Raw genomic sequence first — 18,426 nt, 5'->3', positions numbered from 1 at the left:
TCGGGCGTCAAACGCACTTGTTATTTGTTATAAGCTTACGACTGAGTATGCACCAAGGTAGCGACAACGTCTGCTGAAAGTACTATTTGTCGCAAATTGACATAAAAAGCTACACAAGTTGTCCGATCTGGCTGGCGTCGGCCCTTAACCCGTCACCGTATCCTGTTCAAATATTTCCAGCACAGTTCGGAAGCTCTCCTCGGGAGGGGCAGAGAACCGCAGGACTTCCCCGGTGGCCGGGTGTGAAAGTTCCAGCTCAGTGGCCGCTAACATCAACCGCCCATAGCCGAACCGTTCAGCAAAATACCGGTTGTGCCGGCCACGCCCGTGATTGGCATCCCCGATAATCGGATGACTAATATGCTTCATGTGCCGCCGGAGCTGATGTTTCCGGCCGGTTTCGGGCTTCAGCTCCACCAGGCTGTAACGACTGGTGGGGTAACGCTCAATAGAGACCGGCAACTCCGTGGTGGCGATGCAACGGTAGCGAGTCAGGGCCGGCCGGACGGGCTGTTCTTCTCCCTTCAATCGGCGGTCTTCGGGCTCTTCCCGGAGTGGATGATCGATCACGCCCTGTTCCGGCGTCCAGCCTCGAACCAACGCAAGGTAGGTCTTCTTGAATTCGCCCGCCATCATTGCAAGCCCCAGTACCCTCGCCGTTGCCTGATCCCTGGCGAACAAAACGATGCCAGAGGTCGGCCGGTCCAGCCGATGCACCGGATAGACATGCGCTCCGCCGTTCATAGAACGGGCGTACTGCAACGCGAATTCCGTCTCATGGCGGTCAATCGGGCTGCGATGCATAAGCAACCCGGCCGGTTTGTGAACCACCAGAAGCTGGGAATCACGATAAATTTCTGTGAGCGGGTTCATAATATAAAATGTCGGCCGATAAACCAGTCAGGCAGCCCGCCAGAGGCCGCCACGATACTCCATTATCCCTAGCATCTTACAGGACCCCGCCCATGCGCTGGTACAACAAAAGCATCCTTAACCGGATCCTTACCATCATCGTGGTCTCCAACCTTCTGATTGCGATTGTTGCAGGCATTTACTTCAACCGATCACTCTCCAGCCAGGATGAATACGAGCACCTGATCAGTGATGAGATTGTCCTGGCCCTGCAAGCGCAAGACATTCTCAGCGATTTCAAGACACAGGTTCAGGAATGGAAGAACGTCCTGATTCGCGGCGCCGACGATGCCCAGCGCGATAAATACTGGCAACGGTTCCAGAAGACCGAGTCCCGTATCCAACAACAGCTGGACCAATTGATCCCAAGAATCGCTGATCAGGAAGCCCGCGCGCTGATGGACCGGTTCAGGGCCGCCCATCAACGGATGGGCGAAGCGTACCGGACGGGATACCAGGATTTCGTGGCCTCGGGGTACGATCATACCGAGGGCGATGAAGCGGTGACCGGAATTGATCGTGAACCCGCGCAACTGATTGAGCAGGCGGCCAACAAAATTCGTGACGTGGCCGTCTCCCACTCCGGCGAATTGCGGGACAGCGCAACGGAAACCACCTGGCTGATGGGTGGCTTGCTGCTCGCTGCCATCGTGATGGGCACGCTGGCCTGTCTTGGTGTTCTGGTGACATCCGTGGTACGTCCGACCCAGGAGCTGATTGCCAAACTGAGCAGAATTGGTGAGGGCGACCTGACAGACCCGGTAACCCTGAAACGCCCGGACGAGCTGGGTCGACTGGCGGACACCGCCCGAACCCTGCACCGGTTCCTGCGGGAAACCGGCGAAATGATGCAACACAACGCGTCTCAGCTGGCCGACACCGGAGCGATGATTCGGTCCAACGCCGACGCAGTGTCCTCTCAGTCTGACAAAGCGCACCAACGCATTGACCAGATAGCTACGGCGATGAACGAGATGTCAGCCACCGCTCAGGACGTCGCACAGCACGCAAGTTCTGTTGCCAGCCAGGTGGACGAAACCGCTAACCAGACGCGACACGCCGACGAACAGATCAACCAGGCGGTTGCCAGCATGAATCGATTGACCGATCAGATCCGCAGTTCCGCGGCCACCGTTGCTGAACTGGCCAAAAGCGGCCAACAGGTCGGCGACGTCATGCGGGTAATCCGGGAAATTGCCGACCAGACCAATCTACTGGCGCTCAACGCCGCAATAGAGGCTGCCAGAGCTGGAGAAGCCGGGAGGGGTTTTGCGGTCGTTGCCGATGAGGTTCGCAACCTGGCAGCCAAAACTCAGGACGCCACCGTGGAAATAGATGAGATCATTGCCTCCATTCAGAATGGCTCCCGGGACGCCACAGAGTACATGCAGGCCTCTGAGGTGGTCGCCAAAGAGAGCAGCGAATCCGTGGATGCAGTACGAACCACACTGGCAGACATTACCCAGAGGATGATCAAGGTAAACGACGCCACAACGCAGGTGGCCACCGCCGCTGAAGAGCAGACCAGTGTCAGCGAAGACATCAACCGAAATGTCACAGAAGTGGCCGAAATATCCGAAGCCATGCACGATGCCGCAGAGCAGAACCTGCGCACGGTTCCGGAGCTCGAGGCTATGGCCCGGAAGGCCCAGGAGTTGGCTGGGCGAATCCGCTACTGATCACGCTGTGAAATGCGCCGGACCAGCCCCCTGACCCGCTGGCCGGTGCGTTCTCCCAGAACCAGCAAAGCCGGCGTCAGTAATAGAGTGAGCAGCGTCGCAAAGGCCAGGCCGCCTGCAATGGCGCTGGACAGCTGCGTCCACCACTGAGTGGATGGCGCACCTAGCCCCAATGATGGCTCCAACAGATTCACATTTACCCCCAACACCATGGGGGTAAGCCCAAGGATTGTGGTGATGGCCGTCAGCAACACCGGCCGGAAACGCAGACATCCGGTCTCCAGGGCGGCCTCGTAGGCGGCTTTGCCCTCCCGCTTCATCTGGTTGAAGGTATCGATCAGGATGATGTTGTTGTTCACCACAATACCCGCCAGCGCAATAATGCCCATGCCCACCATCACCACGCCGAAAGACTGACCGGAAAACAGCAAGCCCAGCAGCACTCCGGCGGTGGACAATACAATCGCCGACAGGATCAGAAGGGTCTGGTAAAGAGAATTGAACTGGGTCACCAGAATCAGCAACATCAGGCCAACCGCAACCAGAAAAGCGGAGGTCAGGAAGTTGGCGGCCTGCTGCTGATCCTCGTTTTCGCCGGCAAAGCGCACGCTCACCCCTTCCGGTGGCTCAGGCATCTCAGCCTGCAGGGTCCGCAGCAGCTCGTCCATTCGCCTGCCCGGCGCAATATCCGATTTGATGGTGATCGTGCGCTGGCCATCAACCCGCACGATTGAGCCGGTCTTGTCGCCTGGCTCCAGGTCCACGAATTCCGACAGCGGCACCTGACCGCGAGGGGTGTTCAGTGTCTGGCGCTCCAGGTGATCCAGCTCCCGCCAGTTGTTGGGCACCCGCACCGCAATGTCCACCTCATCGCGAACATCTTCCGGCCGGTAGGTGGCCAGCACCAGGCCATTGGTTACCAGCCGAACCGCACTGCCGATGCTCAACACATCGGTACCGAATCGAGCGGCCGCCTCACGATCCACATTCAGGCGCCACTCGATCCCGGGCAGGCTCCGGTCGTCTTCAATATCGACAAAACCACCGAGTTCGCGCATGCGGTTCTCAATGCTGTCGACATAGCCATCCAGCTGTGTGCTGTCCATACTGCTGACCTGCAGCTCGATGGGCTTGCCTTCAGCCGGGCCACCCTCCTGCTTGCGGAACTCCAGTTCAATACCGGCGATATCTGCCGTACGTTCCCGAAAGTCTTCCAGAATATCCGTGGCAGTGCGGCGGGTGTACCAGTCCGTGAACTGGAACTGCAGAACGCCGATCACATCCGGAGCCATCTGGGAGCTGGCGGTCACCATGGAGCGCGCATACAGGGCCTTTACCTCCGGCATATTCTGCAGCTGAGACTCCACTTCACGCACAATGGCATCCCGTTCCCACACCGAAAGATCGCCACGAGCCCGCACCTGAACCTGGGCCGACTCGGGCTCGACACTCGGGAAAAACTCGACACCATGGTTAAAGCGCCCATAGGCGGCGTAGATCACAACAATCACCATCAGGGTGCCGAGCAAGGTCAGGCCCGGGCGCTGCAGAAGAGCGGCCAGCACCTGTCGGTAGCCCCGCATGAAACGCCCTTCACTGGCATCCTCGTGGTGCCGGCGACCACCGCTCACGCCACCCAAAACCGGGAGGAAAACCAGCGCCATGGCCAGCGAAGCAATCAGGCAGATCAACACGGTCATCGGCAGGTATTTCATGAATTCGCCCACCACTCCGGGCCAGAACAGCAGCGGCACGAAGACCGCAAGCGTCGTCGCCGTGGAGGCAATAACCGGCCAGGCCATGCGCGAGGCTGCTTCCACCCAGGCGGCTTTGACCGGCTGCCCGTCCGACAGATTCCGGTCTGCCAGCTCAGACACCACAATGGCGCCATCCACCAGCATGCCCGCCACGAGGATCAGGCTGAACAGCACGACGATATTGAGCGTCAGGCCCATGCTCCAGATCACCAGGATGCCGGTCAGAAACGCCCCGGGGATGGTGAGCCCCACCAGCACAGCTGATCGTGGGCCCATGGCCGCGATCACCACGATGATTACCAGCACAATGGCAGTCAGCACGTTGTTGAGCAGATCCGAGAGGATATCGCGCACTTCCTCGGACTGGTCCATGATGAAGCGGATATCGAGGGTCTCCGGCAACCGGGGCCGGGCCTCATCAATCAGGGTGCGAATCTGCTCAATGGTTTCAATAATGTTGGCGCCCGAGCGCTTGGAAACTTCCAGTACCAAGGCTGGCTCCCCGTTGATGCGGGCGAAGCCGGTCGGGTCTTTGAAGGTGCGCTGCAGCATGGCCACATCACCGAAGGTAACCACAGTGTCGCCGTCTACCTTAACAGGCATCGACATCACATCTTCGATGGTTTCGATTACTCCCGGCACTTTCAGCGCCATCCGACCATTACCCGTGTCCAGTGAGCCGGCAGCCACCAGCTGGTTGTTCCGGGTAACCAGGGAGGCCAACTGATCAAAATCGATGCCGTAGCTTTCCAGCACCTGGGGATCCACCACGATCTCCAGCAGATCCTCCCGGTCGCCGCCAATTTCCACCTCCAGCACTTCGGGAATGGCTTCGATGGCATCCTGAAGTCGGCGCGCAATGGTAATCAGCTCGCGTTCCGACAGCGGACCGGACAGGCCTACCGACAACACCGGGAACAGCGACACGTTGATTTCATTGACCCGGGGTTCGTCGGCTTCCTGGGGTAGCTTGCTGCGGGCGGTATCCACCTTCTCCCGGACATCCTGCAGGGCCTTGTCCGGATCGAAACCGGCGTCGAATTCAAGCATCACCGAGGCATGGCCTTCTGAGGCGGTACCCCGCATTTCCTTGATGCCTTCCAGCGAGCGCAGCTCCTGCTCCATGGGCCGGACCAGCAGGCGCTCAGCGTCTTCCGGGCTGATGCCTTCAAGCGTCATCGAGACATAGATCATCGGGATGGTGACGTCCGGATTGGATTCCTTGGGAATCACCTGGTAGGCCGCCATACCGCCCAACAGCAGGAACAGGAACAACAACAGCGTGGTGCGGCTTCGGTCCATGGCCGCGGCAATCAAAGCTCGCATGACGGTCAGCCCCGCTGGTCTGAGGTATCAACAGGGCGCACCTGCTCACCCGGCGAGACAAATCCGGCGCCCCGGGTAATCAGGCGGATCTCCGGCGGCAAGCCGGCAACCCAGGCACCGTCGGTCGAGACGCTCAGCAGCCGCACGGTCTCAAACACCACTCGATTATCGGCATCGACATACTTCACGCCGGGCCGGCCATCGTCATCCAGCCCCAGATAAGCCGGCGATATGAAGGTGGCCTGTTGTTCCGGCAGTTGAATACTCAGGCTGGCAGAGCCGCCCGCAGCCCGCTTCAATTCAGGATTCTCCACCACCACTTCCACCGCAAAACTTCGGGTGTCCGAATTGGCAGCGCTGGCCACAAAACTGACAACGCCGGCCAGCCGGGAGCCGTCCAGCAGTTGTATATCGACGGCCTGCCCCGGTTGAACCAGCGCCGCCGATTGTTGCGGGATCTGTCCGGTGGCTTTCAGGCGGTCTATCTGTACCAGCTCAAACAGGGGCGTTCCCACCTGCACCAGACTGCCTTCGTCCACTTCGCGACGATTCACAGTGGCATCAAACGGTGCGATGGGCTTGAGGTGATTCAGCGCCAGTTCAGCCGCGGCGAGTTCTGCTCGAGCCGCGGCGAGTTCACTCTGAAGGCGCAGTATTTCAGTTTCGGCGGCCAGATTGCTGGAACGCAGCTTCCGGGCGGCGGCCAGATCCGCTTCCAACTTGCGAATACTGGCCTGCCAGCGCTGTACCACCGTATCCCGACCATCCGTCGACAAGGTCGCAAGCACCGTACCCGCTTTCACCTGTTGCCCCAGTTGAACCTTCAGTTGCTCAACGGTGCCATCCACCCGGGCACTGACCTGAACCGACTGCCAGGGCTTCAGCTGGCCCTGAAGTTTCAGGGCTGGCTGATAAGTCCGGGCGCTGACCGGTGTTACCTCTACCCGAGTTATGGCTACCTGTTCGGAGGCCGGCTCCTCCGGCGCCTCATCACTGGCAACTTTTACCTCACCCGTTGCCATCCAGATAACCAATAAGACGATGACCAGAAGGGATAATCCCAGGGAGCTCCATTTTGCTCTTGTCATGCACCACTCGCCGTGAACAGATTTGGTTTGAGAAAGCGAAAAAGCCGGCACCGGTTGAATTTCCGGAAATAAGCCCTTGCATCCGCCTGAAAACGTGGGTTAGATTCTACACACATTGTTCAACTCAATTCAGAGCAGATTGTCGATTTCATGAATCTCAACGCAGTTATGGTCCTTGTGAAGCTAGTCCTGGTGGTCGTGGTACCGTCCGGGGGCTTTTGCGTGGACAAGCGGGTGAGATAGCGACAACCTGACAACGATACCAGAAACCCCCGGCACCGCAAGGTCCCGGGGGTTTCTTTTTTGCGGCAAAGAAAAAGGGAAAAACGACCATGAACGGCTCACAGCACATTCTTGCAGCGTTCCACCGCCATAACATCAGCACGGTTTTCGGGTATCCGGGTGGCTGCATCATGCCCCTGTATGACGCGCTGGTGGATGACGTGGGAATGGAGCATGTGCTGTGCCGCCACGAGCAGGCCTGCGCCCTGGCGGCAGACGGTTACGCCCGGGCCAGTGGCCAACTGGGGGTTTGTATTGCCACCTCCGGCCCCGGCGCCACCAACCTGATCACTGGCGTTGCCAACGCCTACATGGATTCCATTCCCCTGCTGGTGATCACCGGGCAGGTCCCCTCCGGATTGATTGGCACCGACGCCTTTCAGGAAACCGACATCCTTGGCATGACCCTGGGCATCGTCAAACACAGCTACCTGGTGGATGACCCCGAAGACCTGCCGGGCATTCTGGAGAAAGCCATCGACCTGGCCCAGGCTGGCCGCCCCGGGCCGGTATGGATTGATATTCCCAAAGACATTCTGTTGTCCGAGATTGAGGCTCCAGCCCCGGCCTGCACCGAGGCACCGCCAGCGGATTGCCCGGAGATCGGCCCGGCCCTGGCCATGCTGAAATCAGCCAGGCGGCCTCTGCTCTACAGTGGTGGCGGTGTGTCTCTGGCCGGAGCCGAAGACCGTTTTCGTACCTTTGCCGAAGTCTCGGGGCTGCCGGGCGTCGTTACCCTCAAAGGCATTGGCAACGCCGGCCGAAACAACCCGAATGATCTGGGCATGCTCGGCATGCACGGTTCCCGGGCGGCCAACAAGGCGGTTGACGAGTGCGACCTCCTGTTCGTGATCGGTGCCCGGCTGGATGACCGAGCCACCGGCAAGCTGGACGGGTTCGCGCCGAATGCCCGGATGATCCATATTGATGCCGATGCCGCCGAGATCAACAAACTGCGGCCGGCAGACCTGTCTCTGCGTGGTGACCTGAACGCCATTCTGGCGGCATTGACCGATGCCATTGCGGCTGAGCCACTGGCTATCGACGCCTGGCAGAAACAATGTCGCACCTGGCATACCACCGGAGGCTTTCGCGCCGCAGATAACGAGGAACCGTTGGCACCCATTACCGGCCCCGCATTCATCCGTCAGCTTTCCGGCATCACCGGCGACGACACCGTCATCGCCTGCGATGTTGGCCAGCACCAGATGTGGGTTGCCCAGTATTACCAGTTCGCCCATCCACGCCACCACCTGACCAGCGGAGGTCTGGGCACCATGGGCTTCGGGCTTCCGGCGGCCATCGGCGCCCAGTTCTCGGACCGAACACGCACCGTCATCAACGTGACCGGTGATGGCTCGTTCATGATGAACGCACAGGAACTGGCCACCATACGGCGCTACAACCTGCCGTTGAAGCTGATCATTCTGGACAACCAGTGCCTGGGCATGGTTCGTCAGCAACAGGAACTGTTCTACAACAACCGCGAAAGCCAGATCGATCTGGATGACAATCCGGACTTTGTCGCCATGGCCCGGGCGTTCGATATCCCGGCCCTGCACATTGAGCGGACCGACCAGATCCGCCGCGGCATCGAGACCATTCTGGCGTACAACGGCCCGATGCTGCTGCACGTTGCCATCAGCCGCGAAGAGAACGTCTGGCCCATCGTCAAAGCCGGCGCCAGCAACAAGGAAATGATTGACGAACCCCGTAAAACGAACAGCCGCAAGGAGCAGGTAGCATGAAGCCGAATCATGAAAGCGCCAGTCAACGATATACCCTGAATTGCCGCATGAACCAGGAAGCGGCAGCTCTGGAGCGGCTGTGCCGGGTGGTACGGGTGCGCGGCTTCCGTATTTCCAGGATGGCCATGGAATCAACTGGCGATACCCTCGACATTGCCCTCACGCTGGAGGGTTCCCGGCCAGTTGCTATGCTTCAATCTCAGCTGGAGAAACTGCATACCGTTGCCGGAGTTGAACTGGTCTCCGATACCATGGCACGGTCGCGATCGGCTTGAAACGACGGAGAGGGATAACGCATGACAACCGATAAACGACGCCGACACTCGGCACCGGTGGTAGACGGTATCAATAAATCCGCCAGCCGGGCCATGCTCCGGGCGGTAGGTTTTACCGACGAGGATTTCCGAAAACCTCAGATTGGCATTGCCTCCACCTGGAGCAACCTCACGCCCTGCAACATGCACATTGACGGCCTGGCCCGGGAGGCCGCCAAGGGTGCCGACGGAGCCGGGGGCAAGAGCCTGATCTTCAACACCATCACCATCTCTGATGGCATCGCCAACGGCACCGAGGGCATGAAATATTCTCTGGTGTCGCGCGAGGTGATTGCCGATTCCATTGAGACCGTGGCCGGTTGTGAGGGCTTCGACGGACTGGTCGCCATCGGTGGCTGCGACAAGAATATGCCCGGCTGCATGATGGGCCTGGCCCGGCTGAACCGGCCCTCGGTCTTCGTTTACGGCGGCACCATCATGCCCGGCGAAAACCATACCGACATCATCTCCGTGTTTGAGGCGGTGGGCGCCCATGCCCGCGGTAACATGGAGCTGATCGAAGTCAAACAGATCGAGGAAACCGCGATTCCCGGCCCAGGCTCCTGTGGCGGCATGTACACCGCCAACACCATGGCCTCCGCCATTGAGGCCATGGGCATGAGCCTGCCAGGCAGCTCCGCCCAGAACGCCGTTTCCGACAGCAAACTGGCGGATTGCGAAGCCGCAGGCGCCGCGGTGCTGAAACTGCTCGAGGCCGATATCAAGCCCTCCGACATCATGACCCGGGAAGCGTTCGAGAACGCCATCACCGTGGTGATCTCGCTGGGCGGTTCCACCAACGCCGTGCTGCACCTTCTGGGTATGGCCAGTACCGTGGGAGTGGAGCTGTCACTGGACGATTTCGTACGCATCGGCAAACGGGTACCGGTCCTGGCGGACCTTCGCCCCTCCGGCCACTACATGATGTCCGAGCTGGTGGCCATTGGTGGCATTCAACCGCTAATGAAGATGCTGCTCGACCGGGGGCTGCTGCATGGGGACTGCCTCACGGTGACCGGTAAGACCCTGGCAGAGAATCTCGAGACTGTGGCGCCCTACCCCGAAGACCAGCAGATCATCCACGCCTTCGACAACCCGATCAAAGCCGACAGTCATCTACGCATTCTCTATGGCAACCTCGCTCCGGAAGGCTCGGTAGCGAAAATCACCGGTAAGGAAGGCACGCATTTTTCCGGTCGAGCCCGAGTGTTTCACTCTGAAGAGGAAGCCCAGGAGCGAATCCTGGATGGCACCGTGGTCGCTGGCGACGTGCTGGTGATCCGATACGAAGGCCCGAAGGGCGGGCCTGGCATGCGGGAAATGCTCAGCCCCACCTCGGCGATTATGGGCAAAGGTCTTGGCAGTGATGTAGCTCTGATTACAGACGGCCGCTTCTCCGGTGGCAGCCATGGTTTTGTGGTTGGCCATATCACACCAGAGGCCGCCGTGGGCGGGCCAATTGCGCTGGTGGAAGACGGCGACACCATCACCATTGATGCCGTGAGCAACTCGATTGTGCTGGAAATCTCTGACGCGGAAATGGAAAAACGGCGCAAAGCCTGGACGCCGCCGGAACCCAGATTTACCCGGGGCGTGCTGGCCAAATATGCCCGTGTGGTGAGCTCTGCATCTACTGGGGCGGTAACAGATCTGCCTTAGTGGGGCTTGGGTCCCCAGCCATCTCGTCTAGGGGCAGGTACGGGGGTATGGGGTATTTTTTCTTCGGGAAAAAGAACTCGCTTCGCTCAGACACCTTTTTCCTGTCAGAAAAAATACCCCATACCCCCTACCGACGTGCAGAAAAGATATACCCCCCCCACCCTCTTGCATCACTGCTATACCCCTAATGCCCGTCGGCGCGGGGTGGTTGGTGGGTTTTTCGCCGGAAAAAGGTGTCTGAGCGAAGCGAGTTCTTTTTCCAAGAAAAATCCACCGGCCACCCCGCAAGCCCGCCCCGCAGCCAGAAGGCTACGAGAAGGACAAACTCAAAGCTCAACGATTACCAGGCCTTGTAAGGCAGGAACTTCCCGTTCATGGTAACCACCACCCGGTCGCCCTTCGGATTCTCTTCCTTCTCAATGTCCATGGTGAAGTCAATGGCACTCATGATGCCATCCCCGAACTTCTCGTGAATCAGCGCTTTCATGGTATCGCCATACACGCCTACCACTTCATACAGGCGATAGATCAGCGGATCTTGGGGAACAGCGCCATCCCACGCTTTTTTAGGGCAGACCTGCAGAGCTTCGGCTACCGGCTTGTCGAGGCCGAGGGTTTCGCAGAGGGCGAAAGCCTTATCCTCGGTGAGGCTGTTCATCCCGAGAGCCGCAGAGGTGGTGAACACCGGCGACAGCCCCACTGCCTCGGCAATCGCTTCCCAGGTCATGCCCTTGACAACTTTGGCTTCAAGGATTTTTGCGGTCATCAGTTCTTTGTTCATCATGGTTGGTTCCTCTCTTCACTTTTAACGTCAGGCATTCACCGCACGAGCGGCAGTTTCGGATTCGGTTTCAGGTTCGGCCGCCGCCGGTTCCGGCTGAGCGGTACCTTTGGCAGGCTCGACAACTTTCGGGCTGCCATCTTGTTCCGGCAGGGCCGAGCCGCTTCGGTTGACCAGGAAGTCAACCAGGTAGTCCCGGGTCTTGTGGTATGCCGGGTTCTGGAAAATGGTGGCCCGCGCCCGCGGATGCGGGATGTCCACTTTCACACTCTCGGCGATGCGAGCATTGGGGCCGTTGGACATCAGAAAGATGCGGTCGGACAGGAGAATGGCTTCATCGACATCGTGGGTGATCATGAACACGGTCTGGCGGGTTTCTTCCCAGATCTTCACCAGTTCATCCTGAATCACTCCTCGCGTAAGGGCATCCAGCGCGCCGAAGGGTTCATCCAGCAGCAGGAGTTCCGGCTGGGTAGCGAAGGCCCGGGCGATGCTCACCCGTTGGCGCATGCCACCTGAGAGCTGCGAGGGCTTGCGGTTCATGGCGTGCTCCAGGCCCACCATTTTCAGGTAGCGCTCGCTGTGCTCCCTCACCTTTTCCTTGGACCAGCCGGGCCAACGGGCTTTCACCGCAAATACGATGTTGTTCAGGGCGGTTTTCCAGGGCAGCAGGCTGTAGTTCTGAAACACCACCCCGCGCTCCAGGCCCGGGCCCTTTACTTCCTTGCCGTTCATCACCACGTTGCCGGCACTGGCTTCGTCCAGGCCTGCCAGCACGTTCAGGATGGTGGATTTGCCGCAGCCGGAGTGGCCGATGATGCAGACGAACTCGCCTTTCTCCAGGGCAAAGCGGATATCCTCGAAGACGGTCAGTTCACCGCCCTGGCCATCCGGATAGACTTTGGACAGACCATCTACTTCCAGGAATGGTTTACTCATAACAGGTCTCCGTTCGGAGGGTTGAGGCCGGCATCGTCGGCCGGTGCCGGGCCGCTCATTCTTTGTACTCCACCAGTTTCTGGGCCTTGCCCAGGGCCAGGTCGAGCAGCATGCCCACCACCCCGATCATCAGGATGGAGAAGATCACACTGGCCAGATCCAGGTTGTTCCATTCGTTCCACACGTAGTAGCCAATGCCGGTGCCGCCCACGAGCATTTCCGCCGCCACGATGACCAGCCAGGCAATACCGATGGAGATGCGCATGCCGGTCAGGATGGTGGGCGCGGCCGCCGGCAGAATCACGGTTAACGCGGTTTTGATCGGCCCCAGTTCGTGGGTTCGAGCCACGTTCACCCAATCCTGCCGGACATTGGCCACACCAAAGGCGGTGTTAAGCAGCATCGGCCAGATCGAGCAGATGAAGATCACGAAGATGGCCGAGGCGTCCGAGTCCTGGATGATGAACAGGGCCAGGGGCATCCAGGCCAGCGGCGAAATCGGCCGCAAAACCTGGATGTAGGGGTTCAGGGCCTTGTACATCAGCGGAGACATACCGATCAGGAACCCCAGGGGCAAGGCGATGGCCATGGCCGCCAGGTAGCCGGTAAGTACCCGGTACACCGAATAGGCCAGCTGGATGCCGATACCCTTGTCGTTGGCGCCGGCGTCGTAGAACGGATTCGACAGCTCGGCCCAGGCCAGCTTGATCACCGCTGAAGGTGGCGGTACCCGGGATTCCTGGTCGGCGCCACCCATGAGCATTTCGTATTCGCTCATTCCGGTCTGGGCTTCCGGCGGCTGGGTTGCCATTTCCCATAGCCCCAGGGCCACAATCAGGAACGACACCGACAGCAACGCCGCCCGTATGTTCAGGGAAGCCATGGTTATACCCTCCCGATGGCAAAGCTGCGGGCATACTCTTCCGCGCTGTCCGGATCAAAAGTCTTGCCCATGATGGTGTGGGTCTTGTAGGTCTTGTCCGGCGCGCTGTAGCCCATCTCCTCCATGAGCTTGCCGGTTTCTCCGGCCAGGTAGACCTGCTCGGCGATGCCCTTGTAATCCACGTCGCCCTCGATGTAGCCCCAGCGCTTCATCTGGGTGAGGATCCACACGCCCATGGAATGCCAGGGGAACGGATCGAAATCGATCCGATCCGGCACATTCTTCACCTCGCCCAGGCCGTCCGCGTAGTACCCGGTCAGCACCTGCTGGATGACCGGGACCGGCTGGTTCAGGTAGTTCTTGGGCGCGATGGCTTCGGAGATTTCCTTGCGGTTCTCCGGGTTGTTGGAGTATTGGGTGGCATCAATGATGGCGCGCAGCAGGGCTCCATAGGTATTCGGATTCTGAGTCGCAAACTGCTGGCTGCAGGCGAAGGCGCAGCAGGGGTGGCCTTCCCAGATATCCTTGGTAAGCATGTGAATGAAGCCCACCTTCTCCCACACGGCACGCTGGTTGAACGGGTCCGGTGACAGGTAGCCATCGAGGTTACCGGCACGCAGGTTGGCCACCATCTCGGGTGGCGGAACCACTCGAATCTGCACGTCCTTGTCCGGGTCGATACCGTTCTCGGCCAGGTAGTAACGCAGCAGGAAGTTGTGCATGGAGTATTCGAACGGCACCCCGAACTTGAAGCCCTTCCACTGCCTGGGATCTCGCTTGTCCTTGTGGTCCACGTGCAGCACGATGGCCTGGCCGTTGATGTTCTCCACGGCCGGCATGATGAACGGTTCCGGTGTGGAGCCGGCACCCATGGTCATGGCCAGGGGCATTGGGGTGAGCATATGGGACGCGTCGTATTCGCCGGCCAGGGACTTGTCCCGGGCCACCGCCCAGCCCGCGGTCTTGGTTACGGTCACGTCCAGGCCGTAGCGCTCATAGAAGCCCATGGGGTGAGCCATGATGATCGGCGTGGCGCAGGTAATGGGTACAAAGCCGACGTTCAGTTTGGTTTTCTCGAGCTTGCCCAGCGACTCCTTCACTGCGGCCTTGGCCTTCTCCATCGGGAACACGCTGCCCAGCAGCGCAGCGGCGGTGCCCGCCCCCATCATTTTCATGAAGCTGCGGCGGCTGTGCTCGTTGTGGCCGAATACGGAGCGGACAACGGCGCTCTCGATGGCTCGGTCCATCATCTCTTCTGAATTCAGTGGCGCCTCCGATGCGTCCTGCCTGCTGACGGAAGATTTGAGATCCAGCGACATTGCCGGGGCGTCCTGGCCGGGCTTGCAGTCCGGGCAGCCACAGGTTTTGGCGTGGATCAGCGATTTGTCTCCATCAAACGGATTACCAAGGCTCTTTGTCGTCATGGGGCACTCTCCTGAAGTACGGGTCGTTTATGCACTCTTGCGGTGCAGTAAAGTGGTGGCTCGGCTCCCGGAGAGAATCTGCTCCCGGGCCGACAACACGTTCTGGAGGAGATATCGCAGGGTTTGTGCCAACCCCAAAAAAATATTTAACACCTTGTTTTATATTGCTTTTATTTTTCTTTGGTGCTTCCTGCCAATTACGAACTTTCGTAATTAACGATATTTCGTAGCCTCCACTACGAAATTTCAGAGTTGGCACAAGGTTTGTTCTGTCTCTGTCAGGCCAGAGAAAGGACAACCCGATGACAATCAAAGCCGCGATAACATCCACCAGTACCACCAGCTGGATTGACCACCTGCCGGAGGCGGCGCTGCTGGTGGATGCCGGGCGCGATCTCGTCATCGCTGCCAACAGTGCCATGGGGCGGCTGGTCGGAACCGACAGACAGTCACTGATTGGCACTCCCTGTACCCACCTGTTCACCGACCAGCGGCCTCAGCTCATCGCCTTTACCGAGGAAACCCTGTTTCGCAGTCATGGCTGGAGCCGGGATTTCATCCTGCAGCATCGGGATGGGCGCAACGTGGAACTGGAGATTTCTTCCTCGCGAGTGGGTGAAGCCGAATCCCAGAGTCTCCTGCTACTGCTTCGGGACCGGCGCCAGCTGCGCACCTTGCGGGAACGACACGACGCCAACCACTACCACCGGGGTGGCCTGCTGGAATGGCGGCGGGTAGAAGAACTGTTCAAGGACATGGAGCGGGAAAACCAGTTGATCCTGCACGCGGTGGGCGAAGGCATTTACGGGGTGGATGCCGAGGGACGGACGACCTTTGCCAACCCGGCAGCGGAACGCATGCTGGGCTGGCGCATTGACGAGCTGATGGGAAGGGTGATTCACCGGGTGGTGCACCACTCCCACGAAGACGGCAGCATCTTCCCCCTGAAAGAATGCCCTATCTATGCCGCGTTTCGGGACGCCAGTGTAAAACGGGTTGGCGAGGACTGGTTCTGGCGCAAGGATGGCACCGGCTTTCCGGTGGAATACACCAGTACGCCCATTATAGACAATGGCCACCCGGTTGGTGCCGTGGTGGTGTTTCGCGATATCTCTGCCCGGCTTGAGACTCAGAAGGAATTGCAAAAAGCACTGGAGGAAGTGGAAACCCTGAAGCACCGCCTTGAAATGGAAAACGCCTATCTTCAGGAAGAACTCAGTGCGGAATACCACTTTCACGAAATTTTAGGCCAGAGCGATGCTATCAAAGCCATCGTTCGCAGAATCGGAATGGTCGCCCCAACCGATGCCAACGTGTTGATCACCGGGGAATCTGGTACCGGCAAGGAACTCATTGCCCGGGCCATTCATCAGTCAAGCAGCCGGCGGGATCGACCCCTGATCCGGGTAAACTGCGCAGCGATTCCCAAGGATCTTTTTGAGAGTGAGTTCTTTGGCCATGTAAAGGGCGCCTTTACCGGAGCCGTCAGCGACCGGGTTGGCCGCTTCGAGCTCGCCGATGGGGGCACCCTTTTTCTGGATGAAGTGGGCGAGATCCCACTGGAGCTCCAGGGCAAGCTGCTGCGGGTCTTGCAGGATCAACAGTTTGAACGCGTGGGGGAAAACCACACCCGAGCCGTGGACGTTCGTGTCATTGCCGCCACCAACCGCGACCTGAAAACCGAGGTCCGGGACAAGAACTTCCGGGAGGATCTGTACTTTCGCCTGAATGTGTTCCCTATTGAGTCGGTGCCGTTGCGCCGACGTATCGAGGACATTCCCATTCTCGCCCAGGAGTTTCTGAACCGGGCGTGCCAGAAATTCAACCGGCCACTGCTGGCACTCCGGGAGCGGGACGTGGAAACGCTCAAAGCTTACCCGTGGCCAGGCAATGTTCGGGAGTTGGAAAACGTTATTGAACGTCAGGTGATCACAGCCGATGGCCGGCTGGATCTGGACCTGCAGGGTCCGGATTCTGTCGCGAGACACACGCTGGAACCCATGCCGCCGGCCAGGCATTTCGACGGTGAACTGATGACAGAGCACGAACTCAGGGAGCTTGAGACACACAACCTGAGACGAGCCCTGAAAATCAGTGGCGGCCGGGTGTTCGGCGACGATGGCGCCGCTGCGCTGCTGGGCGTCAAACCGACCACCCTGTCCTCACGCCTGAAAAAGCTGAAAATCGAACCGCGACAATTCCAGGAACGGGATCTTTAACCCGGCCACCCGCAAGCCCGCCCCAAAACCGGAAGGCTACGAGAAACAGTAAACCAAATCAGATCAGTTCAATAGCCACAGCCGTGGCTTCACCACCACCGATGCAGAGCGAGGCTACACCACGCTTAAGCCCACGCTGTTTCAACGCATTGATCAGGGTGACGATAATCCGGGAGCCGGAGGAACCAATCGGGTGACCGAGGGCGCAGGCGCCGCCGTGCACGTTGACCTTCTCCGCAGGAAGCTTCAGCTCATTGATCGCCGCCAGGGTGACCACGGCGAAAGCTTCGTTGATCTCGAACAAATCGACATCGTCCAGCGTCCACCCCGCTTTCTTGAGCACCTTCTCGATGGAGCCGATCGGTGCGATGGTGAATTCGGACGGCAGGCGTGCGTTGGTAGCGTGGGCCACTATGCGGGCCTGCGGGGTCAGGCCCCGAGCATCGGCTTCGGCGGCAGCGGCCAGTACCAGCGCGGAAGCACCATCACTGATGGAGCTGGAGTTGGCGGCGGTGACGGAACCGTCTTTGGCGAACGCGGGTTTGAGATGTGGAATTTTCTCCGGTTTGGCGTTGCCCGGCTGTTCATCGGTATCCACTTCGGTGTCACCGCCCCGGCGCGGGACGGTTACCGGTACGATTTCGTCCCGGAACCAGCCGTTTTCGATGGCCGCCAGGGATTTCTGAAGGGAGCCGATGGCGAATTCATCCATGGCCTGGCGGGTGATGTCGAATTTGTCAGCCGTGCGCTGCGCGAATACTCCCATCAGCCCACCTTCGTAGGCATCTTCCAGACCGTCCAGGAACATGCTGTCGAGTACCTGGCCATGGCCCATGCGCATGCCGGCACGGGCTTTCGGCAACAGGTACGGTGCCTGGCTCATGTTTTCCATGCCGCCGGCGATCATGATGTTGTTGGTGCCAGCTTTGATCTGGTCGTGGGCCATGATGACGGCCTGCATGCCGGAGCCGCACATTTTGTTGATGGTGGTACAACCTGAGCTGTCCGGGATACCAGAGGCCCTTGAGGCCTGGCGAGCTGGTGCCTGGCCCAGACCGCCGGGCAATACGCAGCCCATGATCACTTCCTGGATGTCTGCCGGCTGAAGGCCAGAGCGCTCAATGGCGGCCTTTATGGCGACGGCGCCCAGGTCCGGGGAACGTACCGAGCTCAGGGAGCCCATCATTCCGCCCATGGGGGTTCGGGCGGAGCCTGCTATAACGATGTCATTGTTGTTCATTGAATCTGGTCTCCATGTTGGGAGTCAGGTTCGATCAGGGGGATACCTTTCCGAGACACGCTGTGAATACATCCCTGTACGCTCGACAAAAGCCATCCATGGCTTTTGACGGTCCCGGAAAGGTACCCCCCTGCTCGAACCCCATACATTTCAGTCGCCTTCAAAAAGAATTAGC

The 18,426-nt window shown here is 59.4% G+C and carries 13 protein-coding genes; 5 read left to right on the top strand and 8 right to left on the bottom strand.

Annotated features, from left to right (window positions below; translation table 11 throughout):
* Positions 1-144: 144 nt before the first annotated feature.
* A complete protein-coding gene (locus tag ACSSVV_RS16330; protein WP_023009346.1) occupies positions 145-873 on the bottom strand; it encodes a pseudouridine synthase in 729 nt (242 codons plus the stop codon).
* A gap of 92 nt (positions 874-965) precedes the next feature.
* Between ACSSVV_RS16330 and ACSSVV_RS16325 the strand changes: the two genes are divergently transcribed.
* Positions 966-2,591, top strand: coding sequence for a methyl-accepting chemotaxis protein (locus tag ACSSVV_RS16325; protein ID WP_454106571.1), 1,626 nt, complete (start codon positions 966-968; stop codon positions 2,589-2,591).
* On the opposite strand, the gene ACSSVV_RS16320 is transcribed toward ACSSVV_RS16325, so the two are convergent.
* Positions 2,585-5,674: an efflux RND transporter permease subunit gene (locus ACSSVV_RS16320; protein ID WP_023009348.1), complete on the bottom strand. Its 3,090-nt coding sequence runs from the start codon at positions 5,672-5,674 to the stop codon at positions 2,585-2,587. The two genes, ACSSVV_RS16325 and ACSSVV_RS16320, sit on opposite strands and share 7 nt — an antisense overlap.
* Before the next feature lie 5 nt (positions 5,675-5,679).
* Positions 5,680-6,762, bottom strand: a complete 1,083-nt coding sequence (locus tag ACSSVV_RS16315; protein WP_454106570.1) for an efflux RND transporter periplasmic adaptor subunit — start codon at positions 6,760-6,762, stop codon at positions 5,680-5,682.
* A gap of 332 nt (positions 6,763-7,094) precedes the next feature.
* Between ACSSVV_RS16315 and ilvG the strand changes: the two genes are divergently transcribed.
* Genes ilvG through ilvD form a run of 3 tightly spaced genes read left to right on the top strand, consistent with a single transcriptional unit; the run spans position 7,095 to position 10,765 of the window.
* On the top strand, positions 7,095-8,792 hold the full coding sequence (gene ilvG / locus ACSSVV_RS16310; protein WP_454106569.1) for an acetolactate synthase 2 catalytic subunit: 1,698 nt from the start codon (positions 7,095-7,097) through the stop codon (positions 8,790-8,792).
* On the top strand, positions 8,789-9,067 hold the full coding sequence (locus ACSSVV_RS16305; RefSeq protein WP_011785586.1) for an ACT domain-containing protein: 279 nt from the start codon (positions 8,789-8,791) through the stop codon (positions 9,065-9,067). The genes ilvG and ACSSVV_RS16305 overlap by 4 nt, the downstream gene beginning before the upstream one ends.
* Before the next feature lie 21 nt (positions 9,068-9,088).
* Positions 9,089-10,765 (top strand): dihydroxy-acid dehydratase, encoded by a 1,677-nt coding sequence (gene ilvD / locus ACSSVV_RS16300; RefSeq protein WP_454106568.1) that lies wholly within the window; start codon positions 9,089-9,091, stop codon positions 10,763-10,765.
* A 340-nt stretch (positions 10,766-11,105) separates the two neighbouring features.
* Here the strand turns inward: ilvD and cynS are convergent, their stop codons facing one another.
* Genes cynS through ACSSVV_RS16280 form a run of 4 tightly spaced genes read right to left on the bottom strand, consistent with a single transcriptional unit; the run spans position 11,106 to position 14,792 of the window.
* The gene (gene cynS / locus ACSSVV_RS16295) at positions 11,106-11,549 is read right to left on the bottom strand and encodes a cyanase (protein ID WP_023010752.1); all 444 of its coding nucleotides are present in this window, start codon (positions 11,547-11,549) and stop codon (positions 11,106-11,108) included.
* Between the two features lie 27 nt (positions 11,550-11,576).
* Positions 11,577-12,485 (bottom strand): ABC transporter ATP-binding protein, encoded by a 909-nt coding sequence (locus tag ACSSVV_RS16290; protein WP_023010751.1) that lies wholly within the window; start codon positions 12,483-12,485, stop codon positions 11,577-11,579.
* 55 nt (positions 12,486-12,540) lie between these two features.
* Positions 12,541-13,368, bottom strand: coding sequence for a nitrate ABC transporter permease (ntrB, locus tag ACSSVV_RS16285; RefSeq protein ID WP_014420936.1), 828 nt, complete (start codon positions 13,366-13,368; stop codon positions 12,541-12,543).
* A gap of 2 nt (positions 13,369-13,370) precedes the next feature.
* Positions 13,371-14,792 carry an ABC transporter substrate-binding protein gene (locus ACSSVV_RS16280; protein ID WP_454106567.1) on the bottom strand — a complete coding sequence of 474 codons (1,422 nt, stop codon included), beginning with the start codon at positions 14,790-14,792 and terminating at the stop codon, positions 13,371-13,373.
* A gap of 302 nt (positions 14,793-15,094) precedes the next feature.
* On the opposite strand from ACSSVV_RS16280, the gene ACSSVV_RS16275 reads away from it, so the two are divergent.
* Positions 15,095-17,011 (top strand): sigma 54-interacting transcriptional regulator, encoded by a 1,917-nt coding sequence (locus ACSSVV_RS16275; protein ID WP_454106566.1) that lies wholly within the window; start codon positions 15,095-15,097, stop codon positions 17,009-17,011.
* A 58-nt stretch (positions 17,012-17,069) separates the two neighbouring features.
* On the opposite strand, the gene ACSSVV_RS16270 is transcribed toward ACSSVV_RS16275, so the two are convergent.
* Positions 17,070-18,251: an acetyl-CoA C-acyltransferase gene (locus ACSSVV_RS16270; RefSeq protein ID WP_454106565.1), complete on the bottom strand. Its 1,182-nt coding sequence runs from the start codon at positions 18,249-18,251 to the stop codon at positions 17,070-17,072.
* Positions 18,252-18,426 lie beyond the last annotated feature (175 nt).

The organism is Marinobacter sp. MBR-105 (assembly GCF_053628895.1).
This window is presented reverse-complemented; position numbering and strand designations above follow the sequence as displayed.

Bases quoted from the DNA above. Each gene is read 5' to 3' on its own strand.
- ilvD (WP_454106568.1), top strand. From the start codon at position 9,089: ATGACAACCGATAAACGACGCCGACACTCGGCACCGGTGGTAGACGGT.
- ntrB (WP_014420936.1), bottom strand. From the start codon at position 13,368: ATGGCTTCCCTGAACATACGGGCGGCGTTGCTGTCGGTGTCGTTCCTG.
- ACSSVV_RS16280 (WP_454106567.1), bottom strand. From the start codon at position 14,792: ATGACGACAAAGAGCCTTGGTAATCCGTTTGATGGAGACAAATCGCTG.
- ilvG (WP_454106569.1), top strand. From the start codon at position 7,095: ATGAACGGCTCACAGCACATTCTTGCAGCGTTCCACCGCCATAACATC.
- ACSSVV_RS16315 (WP_454106570.1), bottom strand. From the start codon at position 6,762: ATGACAAGAGCAAAATGGAGCTCCCTGGGATTATCCCTTCTGGTCATC.
- ACSSVV_RS16270 (WP_454106565.1), bottom strand. From the start codon at position 18,251: ATGAACAACAATGACATCGTTATAGCAGGCTCCGCCCGAACCCCCATG.
- ACSSVV_RS16330 (WP_023009346.1), bottom strand. From the start codon at position 873: ATGAACCCGCTCACAGAAATTTATCGTGATTCCCAGCTTCTGGTGGTT.
- ACSSVV_RS16305 (WP_011785586.1), top strand. From the start codon at position 8,789: ATGAAGCCGAATCATGAAAGCGCCAGTCAACGATATACCCTGAATTGC.
- ACSSVV_RS16275 (WP_454106566.1), top strand. From the start codon at position 15,095: ATGACAATCAAAGCCGCGATAACATCCACCAGTACCACCAGCTGGATT.
- ACSSVV_RS16290 (WP_023010751.1), bottom strand. From the start codon at position 12,485: ATGAGTAAACCATTCCTGGAAGTAGATGGTCTGTCCAAAGTCTATCCG.
- ACSSVV_RS16325 (WP_454106571.1), top strand. From the start codon at position 966: ATGCGCTGGTACAACAAAAGCATCCTTAACCGGATCCTTACCATCATC.
- ACSSVV_RS16320 (WP_023009348.1), bottom strand. From the start codon at position 5,674: ATGCGAGCTTTGATTGCCGCGGCCATGGACCGAAGCCGCACCACGCTG.
- cynS (WP_023010752.1), bottom strand. From the start codon at position 11,549: ATGATGAACAAAGAACTGATGACCGCAAAAATCCTTGAAGCCAAAGTT.